The 21,496-nt window shown below is 51.3% G+C and carries 18 protein-coding genes, 1 tRNA gene and 1 pseudogene; 9 read left to right on the top strand and 11 right to left on the bottom strand.

Annotation, left to right across the window (positions count from 1 at the left end; genetic code table 11):
• The first annotated feature begins 12 nt into the window (after window positions 1-12).
• From V5T57_RS04515 to V5T57_RS04525, 3 genes are all read left to right on the top strand, one after another.
• Window positions 13-1,584, top strand: coding sequence for a polyamine aminopropyltransferase (locus tag V5T57_RS04515; RefSeq protein WP_332889973.1), 1,572 nt, complete (start codon window positions 13-15; stop codon window positions 1,582-1,584).
• A 96-nt stretch (window positions 1,585-1,680) separates the two neighbouring features.
• The gene (locus V5T57_RS04520; protein ID WP_332889974.1) at window positions 1,681-1,971 is read left to right on the top strand and encodes a hypothetical protein; all 291 of its coding nucleotides are present in this window, start codon (window positions 1,681-1,683) and stop codon (window positions 1,969-1,971) included.
• Between the two features lie 247 nt (window positions 1,972-2,218).
• On the top strand, window positions 2,219-5,002 hold the full coding sequence (locus V5T57_RS04525; RefSeq protein ID WP_332889975.1) for a bacteriohemerythrin: 2,784 nt from the start codon (window positions 2,219-2,221) through the stop codon (window positions 5,000-5,002).
• A gap of 246 nt (window positions 5,003-5,248) precedes the next feature.
• Here V5T57_RS04525 and V5T57_RS04530 read toward each other — a convergent pair.
• The 6 genes and pseudogenes from V5T57_RS04530 to hisA form a co-directional block, all read right to left on the bottom strand.
• Window positions 5,249-5,325, bottom strand: a tRNA-Arg gene (locus V5T57_RS04530).
• A gap of 128 nt (window positions 5,326-5,453) precedes the next feature.
• Window positions 5,454-5,807: a histidine triad nucleotide-binding protein gene (locus V5T57_RS04535; protein ID WP_332889976.1), complete on the bottom strand. Its 354-nt coding sequence runs from the start codon at window positions 5,805-5,807 to the stop codon at window positions 5,454-5,456.
• 675 nt (window positions 5,808-6,482) lie between these two features.
• Window positions 6,483-6,803, bottom strand: a pseudogene (locus tag V5T57_RS20870) (phosphoribosyl-ATP diphosphatase); the annotation flags it as partial.
• Complete coding sequence (gene hisI / locus V5T57_RS04545; protein WP_332889978.1) at window positions 6,800-7,189, bottom strand: phosphoribosyl-AMP cyclohydrolase; 390 nt, start codon at window positions 7,187-7,189, stop codon at window positions 6,800-6,802. The pseudogene V5T57_RS20870 and the gene hisI, both read right to left, overlap by 4 nt.
• Window positions 7,190-7,233: 44 nt before the next feature.
• Window positions 7,234-8,010 carry an imidazole glycerol phosphate synthase subunit HisF gene (gene hisF, locus V5T57_RS04550; RefSeq protein ID WP_332889979.1) on the bottom strand — a complete coding sequence of 259 codons (777 nt, stop codon included), beginning with the start codon at window positions 8,008-8,010 and terminating at the stop codon, window positions 7,234-7,236.
• Window positions 8,011-8,014: 4 nt separating this feature from the next.
• On the bottom strand, window positions 8,015-8,764 hold the full coding sequence (gene hisA, locus V5T57_RS04555; RefSeq protein WP_332889980.1) for a 1-(5-phosphoribosyl)-5-[(5-phosphoribosylamino)methylideneamino]imidazole-4-carboxamide isomerase: 750 nt from the start codon (window positions 8,762-8,764) through the stop codon (window positions 8,015-8,017).
• Window positions 8,765-9,210: 446 nt separating this feature from the next.
• Between hisA and V5T57_RS04560 the strand changes: the two genes are divergently transcribed.
• The 3 genes from V5T57_RS04560 to V5T57_RS04570 all read left to right on the top strand — a co-directional run bounded on the left by V5T57_RS04560 (window position 9,211) and on the right by V5T57_RS04570 (window position 12,626).
• Window positions 9,211-10,455, top strand: a complete 1,245-nt coding sequence (locus V5T57_RS04560; RefSeq protein WP_332889981.1) for a radical SAM/SPASM domain-containing protein — start codon at window positions 9,211-9,213, stop codon at window positions 10,453-10,455.
• Between the two features lie 147 nt (window positions 10,456-10,602).
• Entirely contained in the window at window positions 10,603-11,415 is an 813-nt protein-coding gene (locus V5T57_RS04565; RefSeq protein ID WP_332889982.1) for an ABC transporter permease, read from the top strand.
• Window positions 11,416-11,417: 2 nt separating this feature from the next.
• A complete protein-coding gene (locus tag V5T57_RS04570; protein WP_332889983.1) occupies window positions 11,418-12,626 on the top strand; it encodes an ABC transporter ATP-binding protein in 1,209 nt (402 codons plus the stop codon).
• Window positions 12,627-12,651: 25 nt separating this feature from the next.
• Here V5T57_RS04570 and rsgA read toward each other — a convergent pair whose 3' ends face one another.
• Window positions 12,652-13,692, bottom strand: coding sequence for a ribosome small subunit-dependent GTPase A (rsgA, locus tag V5T57_RS04575; RefSeq protein ID WP_332889984.1), 1,041 nt, complete (start codon window positions 13,690-13,692; stop codon window positions 12,652-12,654).
• 151 nt (window positions 13,693-13,843) lie between these two features.
• Here rsgA and V5T57_RS04580 point away from each other — a divergent pair, with 151 nt between their 5' ends.
• The 3 genes from V5T57_RS04580 (at window position 13,844) to V5T57_RS04590 (ending at window position 17,300) form a co-directional block, all read left to right on the top strand.
• Window positions 13,844-14,746: an HpcH/HpaI aldolase/citrate lyase family protein gene (locus V5T57_RS04580; protein ID WP_332889985.1), complete on the top strand. Its 903-nt coding sequence runs from the start codon at window positions 13,844-13,846 to the stop codon at window positions 14,744-14,746.
• Between the two features lie 308 nt (window positions 14,747-15,054).
• On the top strand, window positions 15,055-17,001 hold the full coding sequence (locus V5T57_RS04585) for a diguanylate cyclase (protein WP_332889986.1): 1,947 nt from the start codon (window positions 15,055-15,057) through the stop codon (window positions 16,999-17,001).
• An 83-nt stretch (window positions 17,002-17,084) separates the two neighbouring features.
• Window positions 17,085-17,300, top strand: coding sequence for a hypothetical protein (locus V5T57_RS04590; RefSeq protein ID WP_332889987.1), 216 nt, complete (start codon window positions 17,085-17,087; stop codon window positions 17,298-17,300).
• A gap of 226 nt (window positions 17,301-17,526) precedes the next feature.
• On the opposite strand, the gene V5T57_RS04595 is transcribed toward V5T57_RS04590, so the two are convergent.
• The 4 genes from V5T57_RS04595 to V5T57_RS04610 all read right to left on the bottom strand — a co-directional run bounded on the left by V5T57_RS04595 (window position 17,527) and on the right by V5T57_RS04610 (window position 21,483).
• Window positions 17,527-18,627, bottom strand: coding sequence for a glycosyltransferase family protein (locus tag V5T57_RS04595; protein ID WP_332889988.1), 1,101 nt, complete (start codon window positions 18,625-18,627; stop codon window positions 17,527-17,529).
• Between the two features lie 4 nt (window positions 18,628-18,631).
• Window positions 18,632-19,849: a cation diffusion facilitator family transporter gene (locus V5T57_RS04600; protein ID WP_332889989.1), complete on the bottom strand. Its 1,218-nt coding sequence runs from the start codon at window positions 19,847-19,849 to the stop codon at window positions 18,632-18,634.
• Window positions 19,850-19,883: 34 nt separating this feature from the next.
• Window positions 19,884-20,138 carry a sulfurtransferase TusA family protein gene (locus V5T57_RS04605; RefSeq protein WP_332889990.1) on the bottom strand — a complete coding sequence of 85 codons (255 nt, stop codon included), beginning with the start codon at window positions 20,136-20,138 and terminating at the stop codon, window positions 19,884-19,886.
• Window positions 20,139-20,442: 304 nt separating this feature from the next.
• A complete protein-coding gene (locus V5T57_RS04610; protein WP_332889991.1) occupies window positions 20,443-21,483 on the bottom strand; it encodes a tRNA (5-methylaminomethyl-2-thiouridylate)-methyltransferase in 1,041 nt (346 codons plus the stop codon).
• Between the last annotated feature and the right edge of the window lie 13 nt (window positions 21,484-21,496).

Here is a 21,496-nt window from a genome sequence, read left to right on the forward strand (position 1 = left end):
TGCGATTGCGTGATGGAAAAGACCACTGTGCCTGAGACCAAGCAAGGCCACTCCCTGGATGTGGCAACCCTGATCTATGCTGTGTTTACGGCAGGTCTTTGCTCGATTATCTATGAGCTGCTTATTGCCACAACCGTGGTCTATTTTTTGGGGGATAGCATCCGCTATTTCTCGCTGACCATCGGGCTCTATATGGCCTCTATGGGGGCTGGTGCCTACCTCTCTAAATATATTCGTCGTGATCTTCTAAAAAAATTGATTGTTGCAGAGATTCTGCTGGGTCTGGTAGGGGGCTTCTGTGTGCCTCTGCTCTATTTAGCCTTTACCCAGCCGCTCTTATTTTTACCTGTTTATGTGCTATTGACCTTGATCGTGGGTTTTCTTATTGGCCTGGAGGTCCCCCTCTTAACTCGGATTTTAGAAGGGTATGATTCGTTACGGGTCAGCATTGCCCATGTGCTGTCACTGGATTATCTGGGGGCACTGGTTGCGACGGTTGCCTTTCCTCTTTTGTTGCTGCCTCTCTTTGGTATTTTTCGTAGTGGGCTCTTCTTTGGGCTGGTTAATATGTCCATTGCGGTGCTGCTGCTGTGGCGGTTTAAAACCCGCGTACACGGCTTGCAAACCAGGGGGTACCACCTCGCCGCTTGGGCGATTACACTGAGTATTGTCGCAGGGTTGGGGTTTGCCCATCTGCTGCTCGAACAGTGGAACCAGAGTGTCTATAGTGACCGGATTATCCATACTGAGCGCACCAAGTATCAAGAGGTTGTTCTGACCAAAAATCGGGATGATCTCCGCCTTTACCTCAACGGCGCGCTGCAATTTTCCAGTATTGACGAATTTCGCTACCATGAGGCGTTGATCCACCTGCCCATGGCCTATGCCCGTTCTGCTCAGCCCAAGCAGCCTTTGAAGGTGTTAGTCTTAGGGGGCGGGGACGGTTTGGCCGTACGGGAACTGTTGCGGTATGATTTTATTGACCGCATCACCTTGGTTGATCTGGATGATCGGGTTTTGCAGCTGGCGGCTCATAATCCCTATATTCAACAGCTCAACCAGCAAAGTTTGACCAAAGACCCCCGTGTGAAAGTGGTGGTGGGGGATGCCATGAGTTTTTTACAGGCAAAAGGTGCGCTGTATGATCTGATTGTGGCCGATTTGCCAGACCCTAATAATACCGAAACAGCCCGTCTTTATAGCCGTGAATTCTATCGGTTAGTGCGTGGTAACCTGGCACCAGATGGTGTGTTTGTTACCCAGGCCACCAGCCCTTTCCATGCCCGCCAAGCGTTTTGGACCACCCGGAACACGGTGGCAGATCTCTTTGCTCAAGCACGGGCCTATCATCTGTTGGTGCCCTCGTTTGGTGATTGGGGCTTTGTGATGGCCAGCCGAGCTGAGTTGAAAACGCATCGGTTTGTTTTGCCAGTAGGTTTACGTCACATCCGGCAAGAAATGCTACCCGGCCTTTTTTTGTTTGGTGCAGATGTGGCCGATCCTGGTGGTTTGACGATCTCAACCCTGGATCGGCCTGTTGTACTGGATCGGTATCGTGCAGGGTGGCGCCACTGGGGGGAATAACCCCTGATCTCTGCCCTGAGAGCAGGTCAACAGGCATGGGTGTGCTCTTTCAAAAGATGGTGGGATGAACCTGATCAATAAGGACAAAAAACGATTATGACGACCAAACATGATGCCTTTGATGCCTGCCCCGCAGGTCGTGAGGCCGATGATTTTCATCAACGTATTTTCAATGGACTGCAAGCCAGTTTTGCCGAGCTCGCCGAGCGACATGCAGAGATCCAGGCGATGCCCCAGCCGGATGCAGAGGAAAGCCAGTTTTTAAAAGACTACCTAACCGTGCAGCAGGGGTTGCATACCTTGCAAGATACCGAGCTGGCCTATGACCAAAAATTAGAATGTGCCCGTGACCTGCAACGGTTAATCATGGATCTGGAACTCATCTAATTTGGTTTGGGTTTTATGGATAAAGTGCTTAAATTTTAGGCGTAATTTGATCGGTATTCCTGCTTCTTGTGAAAAGTTCCCTCAAAATCCTGCAAATGTTGACAAAGTGCCACTTTTGGAACAACCCATGCTTGTTGATATGGGTTAAATGAGGGAGAGTGTACAGGGGGGCGTTCATGCTTCCCTGAGGGCATTAAGCCCAAAACAGTAGATTTGCCTGTCATACATTTAGGGGCTGGGAATAAAGATGAAGCATTTAAAAGTTTCGTTGAAAATTACCATCGGCTTTATGGTGCCGGTGGTTTTGATGATCGGTGTGGGGATTTGGAGCTTTGTGGTTAGCTCTGATGTTGCGGATAAAGCCCGCTATGCCCAAAATACCAGTGTGCGTATGGCGCTGTTGGCCGGCCAGTTGGAACTGGAGATTGTCCAGGTACAGCAGTGGCTGACCGATATTTCGGCAACCCGTGGGGCCGAAGGGTTTGATGATGGTTTTGGCGAGGCTGAAAATTACTATCAAAGCGTTTTGAAGCATCTCACAACGTTTGAAAAATTCTTTCAAGCGCGTAAGCAGTCCGCAAAAGTGGCAGAAGTTAAAAAGCTGCGTACCTCTTTTAAAGCATGGTATATCGCCGGAAAAACGATGGCCCAAGGTTATATCGATGGGGGGCCGCCAGTAGGTAACCAGATGATGGGCGGATTTGATGAGCAGATTGAGATTTTACAAGGTAAGCTCGAACCATTTTTGAATGATCAGCGTAAAGAGACCAATGAACTGCTCACCTTTGTGGCTGATGAGGTGACCGAGTTTAAATATGGTGTAGGTATGGTCTCCACGGTGGCTGTTCTGCTGGTCTTGATCTTAGGGTTCCTGATTTCCCGAACGATCACGGTACCGGTGGTAAAAATTATGGGGACCCTTAAGCAGATGTCTGAAGGGGATCTTGTCATTCGTTGTCGTATGGATGATCGGCGTGATGAAATTGGGCAGATGGCTGTTAGCGTGAACAGGCTGGCCAATACGTTATGTGAAAATATCCGCATGATCAATCTGCAAGCGGCCAATATCAACTCCTTTGTGGGTGAAATTCTTGGTTTGCGTGCGGGGTTGGGTGAAAACAATAAAGATTTAAACAGCACCACGGAACAGGTGGATGAAAAAAATCGCAGCCTAAGTGGTGAGATTGATGGAATTCAGGCTTATGTATCCGAGACAGTGAGCAACTTGGATACGCTGTTTACCGCAATCCAAGAAGTAAGTGGTGGTGTCGATACCATCACCAATGGTGTAGAAGAGGCCAATAGCAATGTAAACACCATGGCTGGTGCAGCGGAAGAGATGTTGGCCAATGTGGAAGATGTGAACAACCAGATGACCCAGGTTCATGGTTCGGTTGACCATGTTTCCAAGGCGGTGTCTGAACTTCAATCTTCTTTAAAAGATGTACGCCAGCGCTGTCAGGCTGCTGCGATGGAGTCTGAACAGGGGAACATACTTGCTCAGGATTCTGCTGAGGTTATGGGGCAGCTGGCCGGTTCAGCCCGTGAGATTTCTAAGGTGGTGGAGGTGATTAACTCCATTGCTGAGCAGACCAACATGCTGGCCTTGAATGCATCTATTGAAGCTGCAGGTGCGGGTGATGCGGGTAAAGGTTTTGCGGTGGTGGCCAATGAGGTGAAGGAGCTGGCCAGTCAAACGGCTGATGCAACAGAGACCATTTGGCACCAAATTGATACCATGCGTACCCTCACCGATAAAGCGGAGAGTAGCACAAAAAATATTCAAGAAGTGGTGGACCGTATTGCCACAGCCAACAGTGATATCAACCAAGCGGTCGACGAGCAAGGGCATGCTGCCAATGATATTGCCAAGGCAACCCAGCAGGTTTCCCATGTTGCTGGAGAGGTTGCACGAAATGCCCAGGAGTTAAGTGCGGCTGCAGGTGATGTGGCCCGTGCAGCTGCGGAAGCCGCCAGTGGTACACAACAGATTGCTATGACCACAGAAGGTATCGCCCAGGCAACCCATGCCATGGAGCAGCAGGCACAAAGTGCCACAACTTCAACGCACTCTATCCAAAATGCGGCTCAAACCACAGCCGATGCTTCTAATATCGTTAAAGAGCGGGTTGTGGAATCCATGCATGTGGTTAGTGCCATGCGTGGATCTGTGCAGCAGTTTAATGCGCTTAGTGAGGTGGCTGCAGGCATCAGTGAGGCGCTGTATGCTGCGCAGTCGCGTATGGATGTTGGGCCTGAGCCCTTTGATGTGCGGGGTATTAAAGAGGCCATACTTCATGTTATGGGGCGGGTTAATCAGGCTGCGGCTTTGCGGGATGTGGTTGAGGTCGGTGATCTGGCCAGTGGTGCCAGCCAGCCTGTGCTCGAACAGTTGCGCAAAGATGCACCGCAAGAGATGCAGACACTTCCTCTCTTTCTTAAAATGGAGACCACTGCTGAGCAGTTGCACAAAACCGGGCAGGATATTATTCAATTGATTCCTAACGGTGAAGAGCAAGGTATTGAAGATGCTATGCGGTTCTACCAAGAGCTACGCAATACACTGTTTGAGCAACTAAATCAGCTCTATATGGGCAGTGAGACCGATGCCAATTCGGTGGAACCAAAAATCCGCTGGAAAAGTAGTTATGAAACCGGTTTTGAGTCCATTGATGGGGACCATAAACGCTTGGTGGAGTTGATTAACCAGCTTCATGCAGCCATGGTAACCGGCTCCAGCAGCCAGATCATGGATGAGTTGGTGGAAGGGCTCATTAACTATGGGGTGGTACACTTCCAGCGTGAAGAGCGTCTGTTTGAGCAGTATGGCTACCCAGACAGGGTTGCCCATATCAGAAGTCATGAGACCTTTAAGCAGTATGTCACGAAAAAGCGTGAGGAGCTGGCAAAAGGGGCCAATATCAACCTCAGTAAAGAGGTCATCGCCTATTTGGAAGAGTGGTTGATCAAGCATATTATCCATGAAGATATGGCGTATAAAGCCTTCTTCCAGCAAAAAGGGATACGCTGACCCCACGGTCTTTGCGGAGATGTTTAAGCAAGAGGGGGCCTATCTGGCCTCCTCTTTTGTTTCGGGGTGTGGAAGCTGGCGGTAAACTAGGTTAGAGCAGCCATGGATCCATGATCTGCCGGTCTGTGTGAGACGTGTCAGTGGGTGGGGGGTCATGATTGTCTAGGGGGCAACAGGCTGGGTAGAGCGCAGGATATAAAAAAAGCCTGAGAGATAAAAATCTCTCAGGCTTTTGAATCGACTAAATGGCGCGCTCGGAAGGATTCGAACCTCCGACCACCTGGTTCGTAGCCAGGTACTCTATCCAGCTGAGCTACGAGCGCATAGCGTCGAGGCCCACAAATATAGAAAGGTCACACCCTTTGGTCAACTGAAAAATGCCAAAAATTGGACATAATCGCTAACCCATTGAAAAGAAGCGAGTAAAACATGGCGCTTTCTGGGGCTGTACTTATTTGTTGCAGACCATGGGTCCCATGGGTTTGCCGCCGAGTATATGCACGTGAATATGGTAGACCTCTTGACCACCATGGCTGCGGGTATTAATCAAGGTTCGATACCCCTTTTCCGCCACACCAATCTCCCGGGCAATATGTGCGGTACGTTCCAAAAGGTGACCCATGATGTCACGTTGATCTTCTTGCACATCATCCAGGGTTGCAATGTGTGCTTTGGGAATAACCAGGACATGTTCTGGAGCTTGTGGGTTGATATCTCTAAAAGCCAATACAAGCTCATCTTCGTAGACTTTGGTGCAGGGGATATCACCAGCTATGATTTTACAGAAAAGGCAATCAGCGGACATGTCAGGGCTCCTGGCAGTGCAAATACAGTATAAATACAGACCAGAACTAAGATAGCGCCTGAATGAGAGATAGCAAACGGTTTGTCCTGTTTGTGGCGCGTCTATTCAGGGTTTAAGGCTGGGTGTGTTGTCTCTATGGCTTGCTGGGATAGTGTCTAGATAGGTCGGTAGGCGGGGGGGGGGGGGGTGAAGTAGGCCCCCTGTTTGGGCAGGGGGCCAATTATCCAACCCTTACATAATATCGTTAAACACTTCGTTGGCTAACGCAAAGCTGAACATGCCTTTATCCCCAATGATGCGCAGGCCAATACCATCTTCTGTGACCCGAACAACCTCAAACTCAAAACGGTAGGTGCGGATCGACTGCCCACCCGTGGCCATGAGGGGGTTATTATCCAATGTGGTGGGGATCTCTAAGCCAACCAGTAAATTATTGGCATTGTGAGTGGCTTTGTTCTGAACCGAGAGTTCAAAGAACCCTTTTTCCCCCAGCAGTTTAACTTTTTCTTTGTGGTCAACGGTCATTTGCATGCCGTCTAAACTGATATCCTTGGTTATGCCGCCCAAGGTCAAGCCTGTGGTGAAGACCATGTGAATGGTCTTGGCATGCTCCCGTCGTTCAAATTGGCGACGGCTCGGCTCCAACTCAACCGCAGGGGCTTGATTGCGGGTTAGGCCGGTCTTACCAAAGCGATCTTCAAGAACCGACATGACCTCTTTCGGCTCAATATCCATAATGGCCAGTCCAACCAGCATATGGAAGATGAGATCCGCGGCCTCATGGGCTACCTCACCCCGGTCCGCTCGACCTTTAATCGCTAAGACCAGCTCAGTGGCCTCTTCCCCAACCTTCTTCAGAATGGCGTCATCACCCTTATGAAAAAGTTTGGCAACATAGGAAGATTGAGGGTCCGAAGCCGCTTTACGTTGTTGGATAACCTGATAGACCTGCTCCAACATATCTGTTGCTGCTGCGGGGGGGCTTAGATCGTTCATTTTCCGTACAGCTCCTCAGGGTCAATCTCAGGGTCGGTGATGGTCACCCATTCACCCTCTTGGGCCTCTAAATAGAAGCAGTTGTGGCGTCCTGTATGGCATGCCACCCCTTTTTGATCCACCAATAATAGAATGGTGTCCTTATCACAATCCAGGCGTACGGATTTGACCGTCTGCACCTGCCCAGAACTTTCCCCCTTACGCCAGAACTTGCCACGGCTACGTGACCAGTAACAGGCGACACCCGTTTCAAGGGTTTCCTTAAGGGAGATTTCGTTCATCCAGGCCATCATCAACACCTCACCCGTGTCATGCTGTTGGGCAATGGCGGGGATGAGTCCCTGATCGTTATATGTCAGCGTAGCCAGATCGGGTAGATTTTCCATCAAAAAAATCCCATGAATGGGTAAAAGTTGCTGAATAGATGATTTTAGAGGCGTACAGCCACATGTTGTTCCCGCAGATACTGCTTTACTTGGGGGATGGTGTATTCCCGGAAATGGAAAATGGAAGCGGCTAAGACTGCATCCGCCCCCCCTTCACGCAAACCCTCAAGAAGGTGTTTGGGTTCCCCTACGCCACCTGAAGCGATGACCGGTATGGACACCGCGTCGGAAATGGCCCGGGTTAACTCCAAAGCATAGCCGCTTTTGGTGCCATCTTTATCCATGGAGGTCAGCAGAATTTCTCCGCTTCCGTAAGATTCCATCCGGTCCGCCCACTCTAGGGCATCAATGCCCGTTGGTTTGCGTCCACCGTGGGTAAAGATCTCCCAGCGTACGGGAGTGCCACTGGCGTCGTGCTCAACACACTTGGCATCAATGGCCACAACGACGCACTGTGAACCAAACTGCTCAGCGGCTTCACGAACAAACTCAGGACGGTTGACCGCGGCTGAGTTGATGGAGCATTTGTCCGCGCCCGCCACCAACATACGGCGAATATCGTCGTTGGTACGCATGCCGCCACCAACGGTTAGGGGGATAAAGACCTGTTCAGCGGTACGGCGTACCACATCTTCCATAATCCCCCGGTTTTCATGGGTCGCTGTAATGTCCAAAAAGGTGAGCTCATCGGCCCCCTCTTCATCATACCGCTTGGCGGCTTCAACAGGATCACCTGCATCAACCAGTCCTTCAAACTGCACACCTTTGACCACTCGGCCTTCTTTGACGTCCAAGCAAGGAATGATGCGTTTGGTCATCATGGTCTTAGGCTCCCCAGTTACGGCTCAGTGCAATGGCAGAGGCCAGATCAAGGCGGCCATCGTAGATCGCTTTACCTGTAATGACACCAGAAATACGGTTGCCGTTGGGGTAGGGGCCTGCGTTCTCCAGCAGGTCTTGGATATCCTTAATGGCCGAAACACCGCCTGAGGCAATAACCGGAATGGAGGCCGATTCTGCCATGTTGCGGGTTGCTGGGACATTGGGCCCGGTTAGGGTGCCATCTCGGGCAATGTCGGTGAAGATAATTTCAGCCACACCGGCATCTTCAAACTTTTTGGCCAGATCTACGGCCTCAAGATCGGTGGTCTCAGCCCAGCCTTCGACGGCCACTTTTCCGTCGCGGGCATCAATCCCTACCGAGATCTGCCCTGGAAATTTTTCACAGGCACGGAAAACAAGGTCAGGATCGCGGGCAGCAACAGACCCTAAAATGGCAAAATTGACCCCCAGATTAAACAGCTTCTGGATGGTCTCCAGATTACGAATGCCTCCCCCAAGCTGCATGGGGATATCAATGGACTGGCGGATGGCAGCAATGGCATCGGCATTGACCGGTTCTCCGGCAAAGGCACCATTTAAATCCACCACATGCATCCGCTCAGCGCCTTGATCAGCCCACTGCTTGGCGGTCTGGCCAGGGTTGTCCGAGTAGACAGTATCTTTATCCATGTCTCCTTTGAAGAGACGAACACACTGACCATCTTTCAGATCAATGGCGGGAATAATGCGCATGGAGCACTCCAGAAGTTTAAACCCAATCTATGAGGGTTCTATTCCAACAAGACAAAAACCGGACTATTATAGCGGTTGTCGATCGTTTTAGCCACACGTTGTGCAAACAGCTCTTTAGGGGGCTTAGGCAGAGTTCTGCCAGCAGATGGGGGCGGGTCTCTCTTCAGCTGTGCGGTGTCTGCTCACGGTGGATGATGGGATTTGCGCAACTTTTTGGTGCTGGTGGGGGTCATATACAAGACTACCTTAGTACCCTAAAGAAGAGAGGATGTGTACAATGGATTCGTTTGTGCATAGGCTTCTTCTGAACGGTTGGCTTTAGGCATAAAATGTGAAAAAGCTGCCCCTTGAACCATCTCCATGGTTTGTAGGGTCGCTAGAACTTCAGGGCAGTTAGAGGTTCTTTGACCCGGTTAAAAAAACCGTACTTTGAAATGGAAACCGCAATGCAATCACTGCGTCACGCCTATTATGAGGCGCATAAATTTGTAACAACTGTCATGGCCAGTGAGGACAAGCTTTCAGCTGTCTCAAAATATCTGGAGCGACAAAAACTGGTGCGGCACCGCCAAAAAGTTGCAGATCTGCATGATCTTTATGATGGCAAAGTGGCGATTGTGGACTACCCCCCCAAGTTTGTGACGTTGGGAATTAATGGTAAATGCACCTTTAAATGCCAGTTTTGTGTCTCCCACAGTCCCGACTGTGGTGAGGATGAGGTGGCAAGCCATCAATATAAAATGAACTACGATATGGAGTGGGACGACTTCAAACGTATCGTTGATATGTGTAAAGAGGCCGGTGTGCCCCATGTTCATGTGGCGGCGGCTGGGGAGCCTTTTTTACATAAAGATATCCTACCCATGCTCGATTACATTATTGAGCTGTATGGCAGTGTCAGCATCCAGACCGATTTTGTGCCCAAGCTGTTTGACCGCAAAAAATTTGTGGATGAAATTCTCGACCGTAAACAGTATGTCGAGTATATCACCACCGATATTTTTCCACGCAATCAGCACAACGCCATTAAAGTAGGGTCAGACTTTGACTATCTGCTGGACTGCATGGAGCGCATCTGTAAAGAGAGTGACATCTCTTTCCGGGTCCATAATATTTTGACCCGTAGTTGCTGGGAGGGGTTGGAAGATCTTCTGCGTGAGCTCCACGGTCGTGGTATTAAGTTCAACCAAGAGGTGGTGAACCTGGTCCCCCACAACTTCAACGACTTTACCGCTGAAAATAACATCTACCTAGAAGGTGACGACCATATTACCGAAGCCCTGCAACGTCTGAAAGCGTTGGGTGATGAGCTGGGTATTGAGGTCACCGTGCCTAAGCCGTGGGATCGCATGAGTACCCCCGGTGAAGAGAGCTGCATGAATTTTTGGAACCGCTTTCAGGTTATTCCCAGCAAACATCTGGAGAAAGATCGTTGGCGGGGTAATGTTATTCCCAGTCAGTGCAATGCGGTGGTTTTGGGTAAGCTTTGGACCCTGGGTGATATCTTTGAGTACGATAACCTGATTGACTTCTGGAACAACGATATTGTGGTTGAGTATCGTAAGCGGGTCATTGAGGGGCAGTTACCCGATCCGGGTTGTGTTAAGTGTTATAAATATTGTCACCGTGACCCCAATGGTCCGGCGACCCAGTCTGGACGTACCATTCCCATTGAGCTTAACCAAGGATAAAGGGCGATAAACCCATCTGAGCCATGGAAGGTTGGTTGTGCTTGTTTCCGGCAACATGGTACTTTGCCTCCCTAGGCATGTCAGGCTTTATGTCTGCTGTCGAGCTTAGACTATCAAGTCTCCACAAGTAACCATGGGATGGCATGGATGGAACGTGCTGCGGGGCAGTATCGACGGCTGGACTCAACCAAAACACAACGTCAAAGCCATATCTGGAGTCTGACCCTTGCGCTTGTGGTGCGTGAGTTTAAAGGGCAGTATCGGCGCTCTTTGCTGGGGCCTGCTTGGGCCTTTTTACAGCCTTTGGCCTATATGGTGGTCTTTTCCTTTTTAAAAGGTGTTTTGGCCATTCCCAGTGATGGGGTGCCCTATGCCCTGTTTACGTTTAGTGCGTTGGTGCCCTGGACCTTCTTCTCCAATGCCCTTTCTCGCAGTGCGCCCAGTGTTTATAGCAATGGGGCCATTCTTAAAAAAATAGCTGTCCCCAGAGAGATTTTTCCTATCGCCTCTGTGGTCACCTCTATGGTGGATCTGCTGATCGCTTCGACCATTCTTTTTGGAATGCTGATCTGGTATGAGATCCCCTTTACCATCCATTTGTTATGGTTGCCGGTGTTGGTCTTAATGACCAGCCTATTGGCCTTGGGCCTGGGCTTAGGGTTGGCTGCGATTGGTACTTTTAAACGGGATATTATTTTTGCCATCCCCTTTTTAATGCAGTTTTGGTTGTTGGTTACCCCGGTCATGTATGCCTCGAGCGCGGTGCCTGAACGGTGGCGTTTGGTCTATGAGTTTAACCCCATGGTGGGGTTGATTGATGGTTTCCGTTCTGTGTTGATCTATAACCAGTCTCCAGATCTTTCCTTGCTGGGGCTTTCTGCTGCTGTGACGGCTGGCATTTGGCTTATCGCCTGGCCACTCTTCCGTAGTGTCTCTCAATACTTTGCCGATGTGTTGTAATTATGGCTGACGACGCGGTTGTTAAGGTAGAGGCGCTCACGAAGCGCTACGGTTTGCCCCTAATTCCCAATATGCGCCGGGCATGGCATAAAATGCGCCATGGCCCCGATGCAGAGATGGTGGATCAACGCTACCCTTGGGCTTTGAAAGACATTAATTTTGAGGTGCATGAAGGGGAAACCTTCGGCATCATCGGGCGTAATGGTTCGGGTAAGTCCACGCTGCTTAAAGTGCTCTCCGGTGTCACACCACCGACCTATGGTAATGTCTCCGTGGCGGGTTCAATCTTCCCGATGATTGAGCTGAATGCCGGTGTTCATATGGAGTTGACAGGGCGCGAGAATATTCATCTGTTGGGAGCCGTGCTGGGCTTAACACCGGCACAAATCCAGTCCCGCATGGCGGCGATTGAAGATTTTTGTGAACTGGATTTCTGGTTGGATCGTCCTGTCCGCATGTACTCCAGCGGTATGATGGTGCGTTTAGGATTTGGCGTTGGGGTTAATGTGGATGCCGATATCCTGCTCATGGATGAAGTGATGGCCGTGGGGGATCTGAGCTTTCATAACAAATGCCTGCGCTATCTTGAAGAGCTACGTGGGCGCGGCAAATGTACCTTGTTTGTTTCCCACAACATGAACCGTATTCGCCGTATGTGTGATCGGGTGCTGGTGCTGGATCAGGGTGAAGCGCTCTATGTTGGACCCACAGAAGAGGGGGTCGCGGTTTATGAAGAGGTTATTCAAAAGCGTATCCACAAGAATGTATCCGGTGGACGGGCGATGTTTGATTACATCGGGATCTCGTTAGAGGATGCTGCTTTTGAAGGGGAAGAAGATGGCGGGCTGCTGATTGGTCAGGGGGAGGATGCTATCCTGAACCTGACCCTTAAGGTGCGTCAGCCTGTTGATAAAGCCACGGTGAACGTGGTGATGGAAAATGTGGATGCCCTGAATGTCATTTGGGAGAATTTCCACTTTGACCAGTTGGAACCCGGCCTGCACCATTTTAAACTGGCTTGGCGTGATCTGCGCCTAAAACCGGGCTCATATGCCCTTCGGGTTGGGGTCAGTATGGGTAGTATGGATGGTAAAGGCTTCCGCGCGATTGGTATTGCCCGCTTGGATGTTAAAGGGGATGTGGTGGTAAGAGGCATCTACCGCCCAGCCTGCGAGACCCTCCATCAGTTTGCCGAAGAGAGTGCGGGCTGAGCTTTTGCTGAGCACACTGTTTTACTTAATCACTCTCTTCGAGCATGCCATCCAAAATACGGTGATAGCTCTCTAAACGGATGGCATCGGCAATCTCATTTTCCACCGCTTCCAATACCGCACATCCAGGCTCTTGTTCATGTTTGCAGTCGTTGAAATGACACTGTTGAGCCAAGGGCGCAAGATCCCGAAAATGTAAGATAACCTCATCCGCTTGTAGGCCATGCAGCCCAAAGGCCCGTACGCCGGGTGAGTCAATAATACCCCCCATGCCACTCTCTAGCATATAAAGGTGGGCCACTGTTGTGGTGTGGCGCCCTTTGCCTGTGTGGGCATTGACCTCTCCAATGCGTAGAGATTCGTCTTCAATCCAGTGGGCGGCTAAAGATGATTTACCCACACCAGATTGACCAACAAAGGCGGATAAGCCTGAAGAGAGAATATCATCCAGCTCTCCCATACCCTGGCCACTGGTGGCAGAGACAGGCACAATTTCATACGCCATCTCTTGGTAGGGAGCCAGCAGTTCAGCCAGATCATCCAGAGCCTCATCTTCACCAATCAGGTCCATTTTATTAAGAATAATAATGGGCTCTATGTTGGCGGCTGAAGCGGCAACCAGATAACGGTCAACCAAGAAGGGGTTGAACTGTATGGCCGATGTTGTGACCAGTAAACGATCCAGGTTGGCTGCCAGGGTTTGCAGACGATTGTAAGGACCCGGACGGCGTAGAACATTGTGGCGTGGTTGAATTGCTTCAATCACCCCTTGCTCATTTTGGCCCGCACGCCACATCACGCGATCCCCACAGACAGGATTTTCCGGTAGGGTCTCACGCACCGCGCAGCGGTACTCTGGTAGATCTCGACTGGCAACTGCGACGTTAAGCCCGTAGTGGGCAACCACCAAGCCTTCCCTCGGTTCCCCTAACCCCTGTTCTTCATGCTGAGCAGCAGCCTCTGCATTTTTAGCCTGTTTACGTGCCATGCGTCGTTCACGAATGGCCTCAATACGCCGTTTTTGCTGGTCGGAGAGTCGTTTGTTGCCGGATGGGCGGCGTGGCATACGCTGGAATCCTTTGGGGTCAAAGTCGAAAATGGCTTGATTCTAACCTGTTTGCAGCCGAATAGGGAGTCTATAGGCATTTATCTCTGCGTTTCTCCCTCCGTTCTATTAAGCGGCGTGGGGAAGGCTCATTAGAAATGACAGGTTCTCCATGAAACATGCGGCCCCCGTTCTGCTTCGCTCTACTCTTTATGTTCCAGGTTCCAACCCTCGTGCGTTGGCCAAATCTGCGGATCTTGGTGCCGATGCTCTGATTTTTGATCTGGAGGACTCCGTCGCCCCGGAGATGAAAGGGGAGGCACGGCGCTTTATCCGAGAGGCCTTGGCTGAGGAGCGTGCAAGCAGCCCCTTAACGGTGGTACGCATTAATGCCATGGCCACCAGCATGTGGCGGGAAGATCTGGAAGCGACCTTGGGCGGGCAGCCGGATGCCATCGCCGTACCAAAGGTGAACCACCGAGATGAGCTGCAAATTTTGGTGGATTTTCTGATGGAGTGGGAGCAGAAGAATGAGATTAAACGCCCCATGAGTATCTGGCCTATGGTGGAGTCCCCCTTGGGGGTGATCAATGCTCTAACCATAGCCCAATCTCCCCGCGTAAACTGTTTAATTATGGGTACCTCTGACTTAGCCAAAGCACTGCACGTGCGTACCGGCCCAGATGGGCGAGATGGTATGTCCTACGCGCTACAGCACTGCGTGTTGGCCGCACGTGCTGCAGGTGTGGCGATCCTGGATGGTGTGTATGTTGATATCCAGGGCGAAGAGGGCTTTGTCGCCCAATGTCAAGAAGGGGTGCGCCTGGGGTTTGATGGAAAAACCTTGGTTCACCCCAGCCAAGTTCAGCCTGCTAACCGTGCTTTCTTGCCCGATCAAGTAGAGATCCAACGGGCCAGGCGTGTGCTGGAAGGGTGGCGTAAAGCTTCCGCCAAAGGTGAAGAGATATGTGTGGTTGATGGCTATCTGGTCGAACGACTGCATGCAGAAGATGCCCAGCGGCTTATTACGCTGTGGGATCAGGCGCAAGATCATCTGCGACGGAATGGCGAATAGCATCTTTACCTGTCTCTAAGTAATGATGAAGGCCACCGTCATGGGGGCGAGCGTCCCCTTTTTTTTGAAACAAAATGAGATTTTACTGATCGGGGTAAAAAAAGGATTTGTTCTAACAGGCTAGCCTGTCATAATGACAGGCTAGCTAAAAGCGAGCTGAAGCAGCCATTTTTTATTGGGCTGTTACTGCAAAACCCAGGTCTGGGGGCGTACCTGTATCTGAGTCGCAAGCTCGATCATTTCACACATCTTTGAAAGATGGATGGGTCCATCGGTGCTATGGCGGCACCGTATGGCGGGGGATTTTTATGAAGTTAACCACTAAAACCACAGTATTTACGATTGCACTCTCTTCAGCTCTCTTAGTTGTGCTGCTGATTATTAGTCTGTATGCCTTCCGTCAATTTTCGCTATCCAATGCTGAAGAGCATGCTCGAACGGCAGCTGAGATCGTTCGCGTGAGCTTAACCGAGGCTATGGTTAACGGTGTGATCACAGAACGTGAGCGCATGTTGCAGCGGCTCTCAGCTGTTGAAGGTCTTCGTGATGCGCGGGTGGTGCGCGGCCAGCCTGTTGTTAAACAGTTTGGTGACGGACTAACCCAGGAACGGGATCTGGATAAAATTGAGAAAGATGTGCTCAGCCACGGTAAGGCACAGACCTATCTGAATGAAGAGGGGGAAGAGCCGGTCTTTCGTATGACCATCCCTTATATCGCAACCCAGGAGAGCAACCCCAACTGCTTGGCCTGCCACGATGTTAAGCCGGGGGCGGTGTTGGGGGCTGTTACCATCTCCATCTCTTTGGGTAGCCAAAAGACACAAGCTTTGATCACCGTAAGTGCCATGATCATGGCATTAGGGCTGTTTGCTGGGGTGACCATTTTGCTGGTGCGTGGGCAGATCCGTGCCATTGTTACCACGGCAGAGGGGGTGAGCAATGTGGTCTCCCAAGCCAAGGGTGGCGACTTCACAGCCCGTATTGAGCTTAAGAGTGAGCGGGAAGATGAAATTGGCACCATTGCCAAAGATCTAAACGATATGATGATGCACCTTCAGGAGAGCCTGGGGGATCTTACCCGTGATGTCGCACGGGTGATTCAGTATGAGTCTACAGGGCATAAGAATATTCTCGATACCACCACGCATATGGTGGATACGCTGGTTAATGTTGCCCACTTTAAACAGACCATTGAAGAGGATCGCACCCCGATTGAGGTTTATCAGCACATCGGTAATGTGCTGCGCGATGAGTTTTTGATCCAGCGCTATAGCATTTATGAGGTGCTCACTGAAAAAGATCAGCTTGAAACCATGGTGGTGGATGGTGAGTTAAAAGCGGGATGCCGGTGGTGTGATCTACAGATCTTAGCCCAAGCAGAGGCATGCCGTGCCCGCCGTAGTGCAGGTGGCCGGGTTGTGGATGCGGTGGATACACCGGGCTTATGTAATATGTTCTCCCCAAGCAAAGAGGTGGATGGGGATTGGACCCATATGTGTATTCCCATCCTTCACTCTGGCACCATCAGTGTGGTGGTCCAGTTGGTGGTTGAGCGTAGCCATGCGCAGTTCTTCCGTCATCAACTCCCCTTTATTCAGGTCTATCTGCGTGAAGCGGCCCCGGTTATTCAGGCTAAGCGTTTGCTCGATACCTTGCGGGATTCAGCCTTGCGGGATGCCATGACCGGTCTGCATAACCGTCGCTTCCTGGAGGAGTATCTGGATACCATGTTGGCGACCGCCAAGCGTCAGGGGAACTCCATTCGTATCATGATGTTGGATCTGGATCACTTTAAAGGTGTGAACGATACTTATGGTCATGATGCTGGTGATGCAGTCTTGATTGGCTTTGGTAAGGTCGCGACCGCTCAAGTGCGTGCCTCCGATATGGTTATCCGTTATGGGGGCGAGGAGTTTATGGTCCTCATTACGGAGAACTCTGAGGATAAAGACGGGGCTGGTGACGTGGTGGCCGAGAAGATCCGTGCGGCTGTTGAAGCCATGCGTACACCGGTTGGTGGGCATGTGCTCTCCAATACGGTATCGGTTGGTCTGTCCAGCTTCCCAGAAGATGGTGATGATTTCTGGGAGGTGGCAAAGCTGGCGGATGTTGCCCTATACCAAGCCAAGCGCACCGGTCGGAACCGTGTGGTTAACTATGTGATGGGGATGGAGTCTGAAGAGGAGTCCAAAGGACCTGCCAAAGGCCCCGTGCCCCGTGGTGTAGAAGTGGTGAATGAAGAGGTGGCTGAATAATAGCCGATCCTGACAGACCAAGGATTAAAGGGGATGCCATTGAGCATCCCCTTTTTTTTGGCCTATGGTTGCTGGATGTGGCAATGATCCAAGGGGGTGAAATCGAGAGCACTCCCTTGATGATGGGGATGGCGTCTGAAGAGGCGTCCAAAGGGCCTGCCAAAAGTCCCGTGCCGAGTGGTGTAGAAGTGGTGAATGAAGGGGTGGCTGAAGAGCCGATCCTGACGGAGCAAGGATTAAAGGGGATGCCATTGAGCATCCCCTTTTTTTTGGCTTATGGTCGCTGGATGTGGCAATGACCCAAGGGGGNTGGATGTGGCAATGATCCAAGGGGGTGAAATCGAGCACTCCCTTGGTGATGGGGATGGCGTCTGAAGAGGCGTCCAAAGGCGCTACCAAAGATTCTGTGCCAAGTGGTGTGGAAGTGGGGCATGGAGAGTTGGCTGAAGAGCCGATCCTGCTGTGCCAATGATGAGAGGGGGTGTGATGGAGCAGCCCTTTTTTTGGCTTGTAGGGCTTGGGAGCTTATAACCGTTGTGTGCCAAAACGGGATAAAAGCGCCCTCGCGCCAACTTCAGCTCCATTCATGGCTGGTTTGGCAGGCTTTGGTTGGTGATATAGGGGGGACCAATCCTGTAGCCATGCGCCATTCTGGAGTGCTGTCCAGGGATAGGCGTGTGTACGGCCAAACTGCTGTAGCCAATCCTGAATGGGCGGTTCATCCGCAAAATGGCCGCGGGCACTGTAGAAAAAGGGCAGGGCATAGGCCACGCTCTCCACCGCCATGTTATAGCCCGGTTTGCCAACCACACCATCAACAGAGGCCATGATATCTGCAAAAGGCCAATGTCTAAGAGGATTAAGCCCATGTATATGGGGCGCGGAGGGTAGGGTTGGCACGTCAGCCAAAATATGTAGGTGATCGGCATGCAGCAGGGGCTGTATGGGAAAGCCCTGAGATTGAATGCCACCCAGGCTGACCAGAACAACCGGTCGCCGGTCCCCTGGATCAATACCCAAACGCTGCCTTAAGGCCAGCTCTCTTGGTGTGCCCCGCTCCCAAATGGGTGGAATTTCCAAGGTATGGGGGAAGCGGCGTTTGCCCATGTGGGGGATGGGTAATAGAGCCAGGTCAGCCCCAGCATAGGCACCATACAAACGGTTCAACCATTCGGATAGATTGGGGTGATCCGCAAAATAGTCTGGATAGATGGCATCCCAACTTAACGAGGATAGGGCCACAGTTGGTATGCCCAGGCGCTTACCTGCTGCCAGAGTTAATGGGGGGATGTCGGCCAGGATCAGGTCAGGTTGAAAGGCTTGAATGCGGGTGCTCTCTTGAGCCAGCTGCGGCTCCCACTGCGTACAGCTATGGTTGAGTATGGCGGCTGTTGCTGGCAGATCGGGTACCATGGGGTCGTGTTGTACCAACCCAATATCTGTTGCTCGGGCATCATGCTGCCAGACTAGACCATGCAGCTTACGCGCTAAACGTGCGCGGCTGACCTGACAGTGGATATGAAGCTTTAAGGGGGTGGGGCTTAGGTGGGCGAGCGCACGTAATAGGGGGGCGACCTGTCCCACATGCCCCATGCCATGGCCTGAAATAGCACACCAAATTTTCATGGGATTAGCCGTTGTCTGTACCACGGTATTGGCTTAGGGCTAGGTGAAAGCGTACCTCCATGATCTGTCCCTCCGGATTACCCAAGATAGCGGCACTTAATTGATCGGTGGCGTGGTTAAAATCCACCATGTCGTGATGGGGGGTTGGCTCAAGATCCAGATCCAAAATCATCCCATCCACTGTATAGTGCAGCATAACCCCAGCCACCCCAGCAAAGGCGGCATGTTTGGCCACCATGGGTTCTACCCAATGGCGTACCTCATCCCGATTGGGGTAGGTGATGGGCATCTCTGCCTGGGTATCATCCTCAGGGTCAATATGCACCAGCGCATCCTTGACGGCATCTACCTCTTTGAGCAGGCGTACACGGATCTGTTCGGCAATCTGGTGTCCTTCAGAGACCGATAAGGTTGCATTGACCACCACATGAATATCCACCCGAACATCCGATCCCACACGTCGTGCTTTGAACAGGTGAGCGGAACGGACATCAGGATGGTTGGCAATGACCTGATTGATCTGCTGCTGAATCTCTTTATCCACGGCAGAAGAGGCATCGGTGATCTCTTTAAAAACTTCGACTAAAAAGCTATAGGAGACTTTAAAGAGAATGGCCGCAACCACCACGGCAGCAATGGGATCCATGACTGGCCAGCCCATCTGTGCCCCCAAAATACCCACCATGGCCGCGATGGAGGAGACGGCATCACTCCGGTGGTGCCAAGCATTGGCAATCAGGGCCCGTAAGTTAAGCTTTTCTCCCACCTTTAGGGTGTAGTGAAAGAGACCCTCTTTGGCCGCAATGGAGATAACCACCGCGACCAGTGCAATGGTGGCTGGTACGGGCAGGGGGTCGCCACTGCTATCCCCCCAGTGAATACGATCTACGGCATCGGCCACAATGCCTGCGGCAACGGCTCCTAAAGCCAGCGCTATAAAGAGGGTTGCCAGTGTCTCAAAACGGCCATGACCATAGGGGTGTTCCTCATCAGGATCCTGGCGGGCAATACGCATACCCAGCCAGACAACCCCATCTGAGACCAGATCAGAGGCACTGTGGATACCATCAGCGACCAGGGCGGCAGAGTGACCTAAAATACCAGCGATAACTTTGGCGATGGAGAGAAGTAGATTGACGACGACACCAACGAGCAGACATCGGTCGGCTTCACGGTGGCGGGTGTCTTCAAGACCGTGTGGAGAGGGGCTGTGCATATGCATGGGAAAATAGACTTTTTAATATGGGAAGAGGAAATTAACCTTTGCGTACCAGACCAATTTTTTCACCAGGTGCATCGATAAAACCCAGGAATTGATGGCCGTTGACATCACTCCAGGCGGGTAGATCTTTTTCAATACCCCGGTCTGTGGCACGGATTGCCATAATCTCCCCCCGTTTTAGATCCATAATACCCGCTTCTGCTTTAAGAATAGGCATGGGGCAAAGCAGATTGCGTGCATCAACCGTAGATTCGGGTTGAAGACTTTGCAGGGCAGTTTGACTCATCATAACCGGGGCCTTGAATAGTGATGTGGTAAGCATGGCCTTATTTGGATGCCAGTACAGGCAGGAGGTTCCAAGGTCATGCCTTATACGAACAAAAGGACAGGCCAGGGCCTTGTCTTAGCGCCCGCTCTTTACACCGCAAAAAGCTCTGATCTGTGTAGAGAAAGGGCCGACGTTCGTTTAAGTAAAGTGTGATTCTAGCAGAAAAAAGCCTGCAAGTTGAGTAGGAACCTGTATCACGTATGGCCCAAGATGAGGTCGCTGCCAAAAAGAGGGGTCCACAGCGTAGAGTGTGGACCCTTACTCTTTAGGCAATATACCACTCTTGTGGAATATCTTCAGGGGGCATAGGGGCGACTGTGCGAATGCTCTCCTGACCGTTCTGTTCAACGATCATCTCAACGGACTCACGGTTTTTACCCTTGCCAAAACGGGCGGCGACCCGGCAAGCGGTGGTAATTTCACTGTCGCTTACGGTGCCTTCTAGTAGGGAGACCGGTCCAGGAATGCCTTTGGCCCGGATCAAAATGCGGCCCATGCGGAAGCCTTGCAAAAAGTTGTTCTCAGCCTGTTCCCGTCCAATGACCATTTTACAGGTGGGTGAGAGGCGCAAATGACGGCCTGCTTTTAGCAGGATGATGTCATCCATACTGTATTTCTTCTCACCACGGGTGTTCCAAAGGTCCTGCAATCGGTTGGAGTAGTTCTCGTCGGTTAGGAAGCAGCAGCCACCAGCAGGGGAGGGATACTCGGTAAGGTCAAACTTTTTGGCCAGGGCCATTTGTGGTTTCCGGGTGCGACCATGAAAATCCAGTAACTGTTCCCGGTCGACCAAGCCCAGTTTTTCGGGCTCGGTTTCTGGCAGGCGCTTGGCAGATAATGGACGTACCAGCCATCCTTCTACACCCGCTTCACGGGGTACAACGGGCATGGTGTCTTTGCGCTGGCTCATGGGGCGTTGGCCGACAACCTCACCTGTGAAGATAAAATCAAAGCCAAGCTTATCTTTAAGCTCCCAGGCTTTTTTGATCATAAAGATCTTACAGTCCATGCAGGGGTTCAGGTTCTTGCCATAGCCAAATTTGGGGTTGGTAACAATCTCCACATACTCTTCAGAAATATCGACAATATGCAGTTTGACCCCTAAGATCTGGGCCGCTGCCAACGCATCGTGCTTGGGGGGGGGATCCCCCTCTTTGGTGCGGATCGAGCCGGTATGGGCCTGAACACAAAAGCCGGTGTAGAAGTTCACACAGTGGACTTCAATATCCTGCTCCATGAGCAGTTTGGTGGCCAGTATACTGTCTAATCCGCCAGAAAGAAGGCCAAGCGCGCGGGATTTACTCATCGTGGTTACTCAT

This window comes from Magnetococcus sp. PR-3, assembly GCF_036689865.1.
Lineage (GTDB): Bacteria > Pseudomonadota > Magnetococcia > Magnetococcales > Magnetococcaceae > Magnetococcus.

Bases quoted from the DNA above. Each gene is read 5' to 3' on its own strand.
- V5T57_RS04515 (WP_332889973.1), top strand. From the start codon at position 13: ATGGAAAAGACCACTGTGCCTGAGACCAAGCAAGGCCACTCCCTGGAT.
- V5T57_RS04520 (WP_332889974.1), top strand. From the start codon at position 1,681: ATGACGACCAAACATGATGCCTTTGATGCCTGCCCCGCAGGTCGTGAG.
- V5T57_RS04525 (WP_332889975.1), top strand. From the start codon at position 2,219: ATGAAGCATTTAAAAGTTTCGTTGAAAATTACCATCGGCTTTATGGTG.
- V5T57_RS04535 (WP_332889976.1), bottom strand. From the start codon at position 5,807: ATGTCCGCTGATTGCCTTTTCTGTAAAATCATAGCTGGTGATATCCCC.
- hisI (WP_332889978.1), bottom strand. From the start codon at position 7,189: ATGGAAAATCTACCCGATCTGGCTACGCTGACATATAACGATCAGGGA.
- hisF (WP_332889979.1), bottom strand. From the start codon at position 8,010: ATGATGACCAAACGCATCATTCCTTGCTTGGACGTCAAAGAAGGCCGA.
- hisA (WP_332889980.1), bottom strand. From the start codon at position 8,764: ATGCGCATTATTCCCGCCATTGATCTGAAAGATGGTCAGTGTGTTCGT.
- V5T57_RS04560 (WP_332889981.1), top strand. From the start codon at position 9,211: ATGCAATCACTGCGTCACGCCTATTATGAGGCGCATAAATTTGTAACA.
- V5T57_RS04565 (WP_332889982.1), top strand. From the start codon at position 10,603: ATGGAACGTGCTGCGGGGCAGTATCGACGGCTGGACTCAACCAAAACA.
- V5T57_RS04570 (WP_332889983.1), top strand. From the start codon at position 11,418: ATGGCTGACGACGCGGTTGTTAAGGTAGAGGCGCTCACGAAGCGCTAC.
- rsgA (WP_332889984.1), bottom strand. From the start codon at position 13,692: ATGCCACGCCGCCCATCCGGCAACAAACGACTCTCCGACCAGCAAAAA.
- V5T57_RS04580 (WP_332889985.1), top strand. From the start codon at position 13,844: ATGAAACATGCGGCCCCCGTTCTGCTTCGCTCTACTCTTTATGTTCCA.
- V5T57_RS04585 (WP_332889986.1), top strand. From the start codon at position 15,055: ATGAAGTTAACCACTAAAACCACAGTATTTACGATTGCACTCTCTTCA.
- V5T57_RS04590 (WP_332889987.1), top strand. From the start codon at position 17,085: ATGATCCAAGGGGGTGAAATCGAGAGCACTCCCTTGATGATGGGGATG.
- V5T57_RS04595 (WP_332889988.1), bottom strand. From the start codon at position 18,627: ATGAAAATTTGGTGTGCTATTTCAGGCCATGGCATGGGGCATGTGGGA.
- V5T57_RS04600 (WP_332889989.1), bottom strand. From the start codon at position 19,849: ATGCATATGCACAGCCCCTCTCCACACGGTCTTGAAGACACCCGCCAC.
- V5T57_RS04605 (WP_332889990.1), bottom strand. From the start codon at position 20,138: ATGATGAGTCAAACTGCCCTGCAAAGTCTTCAACCCGAATCTACGGTT.
- V5T57_RS04610 (WP_332889991.1), bottom strand. From the start codon at position 21,483: ATGAGTAAATCCCGCGCGCTTGGCCTTCTTTCTGGCGGATTAGACAGT.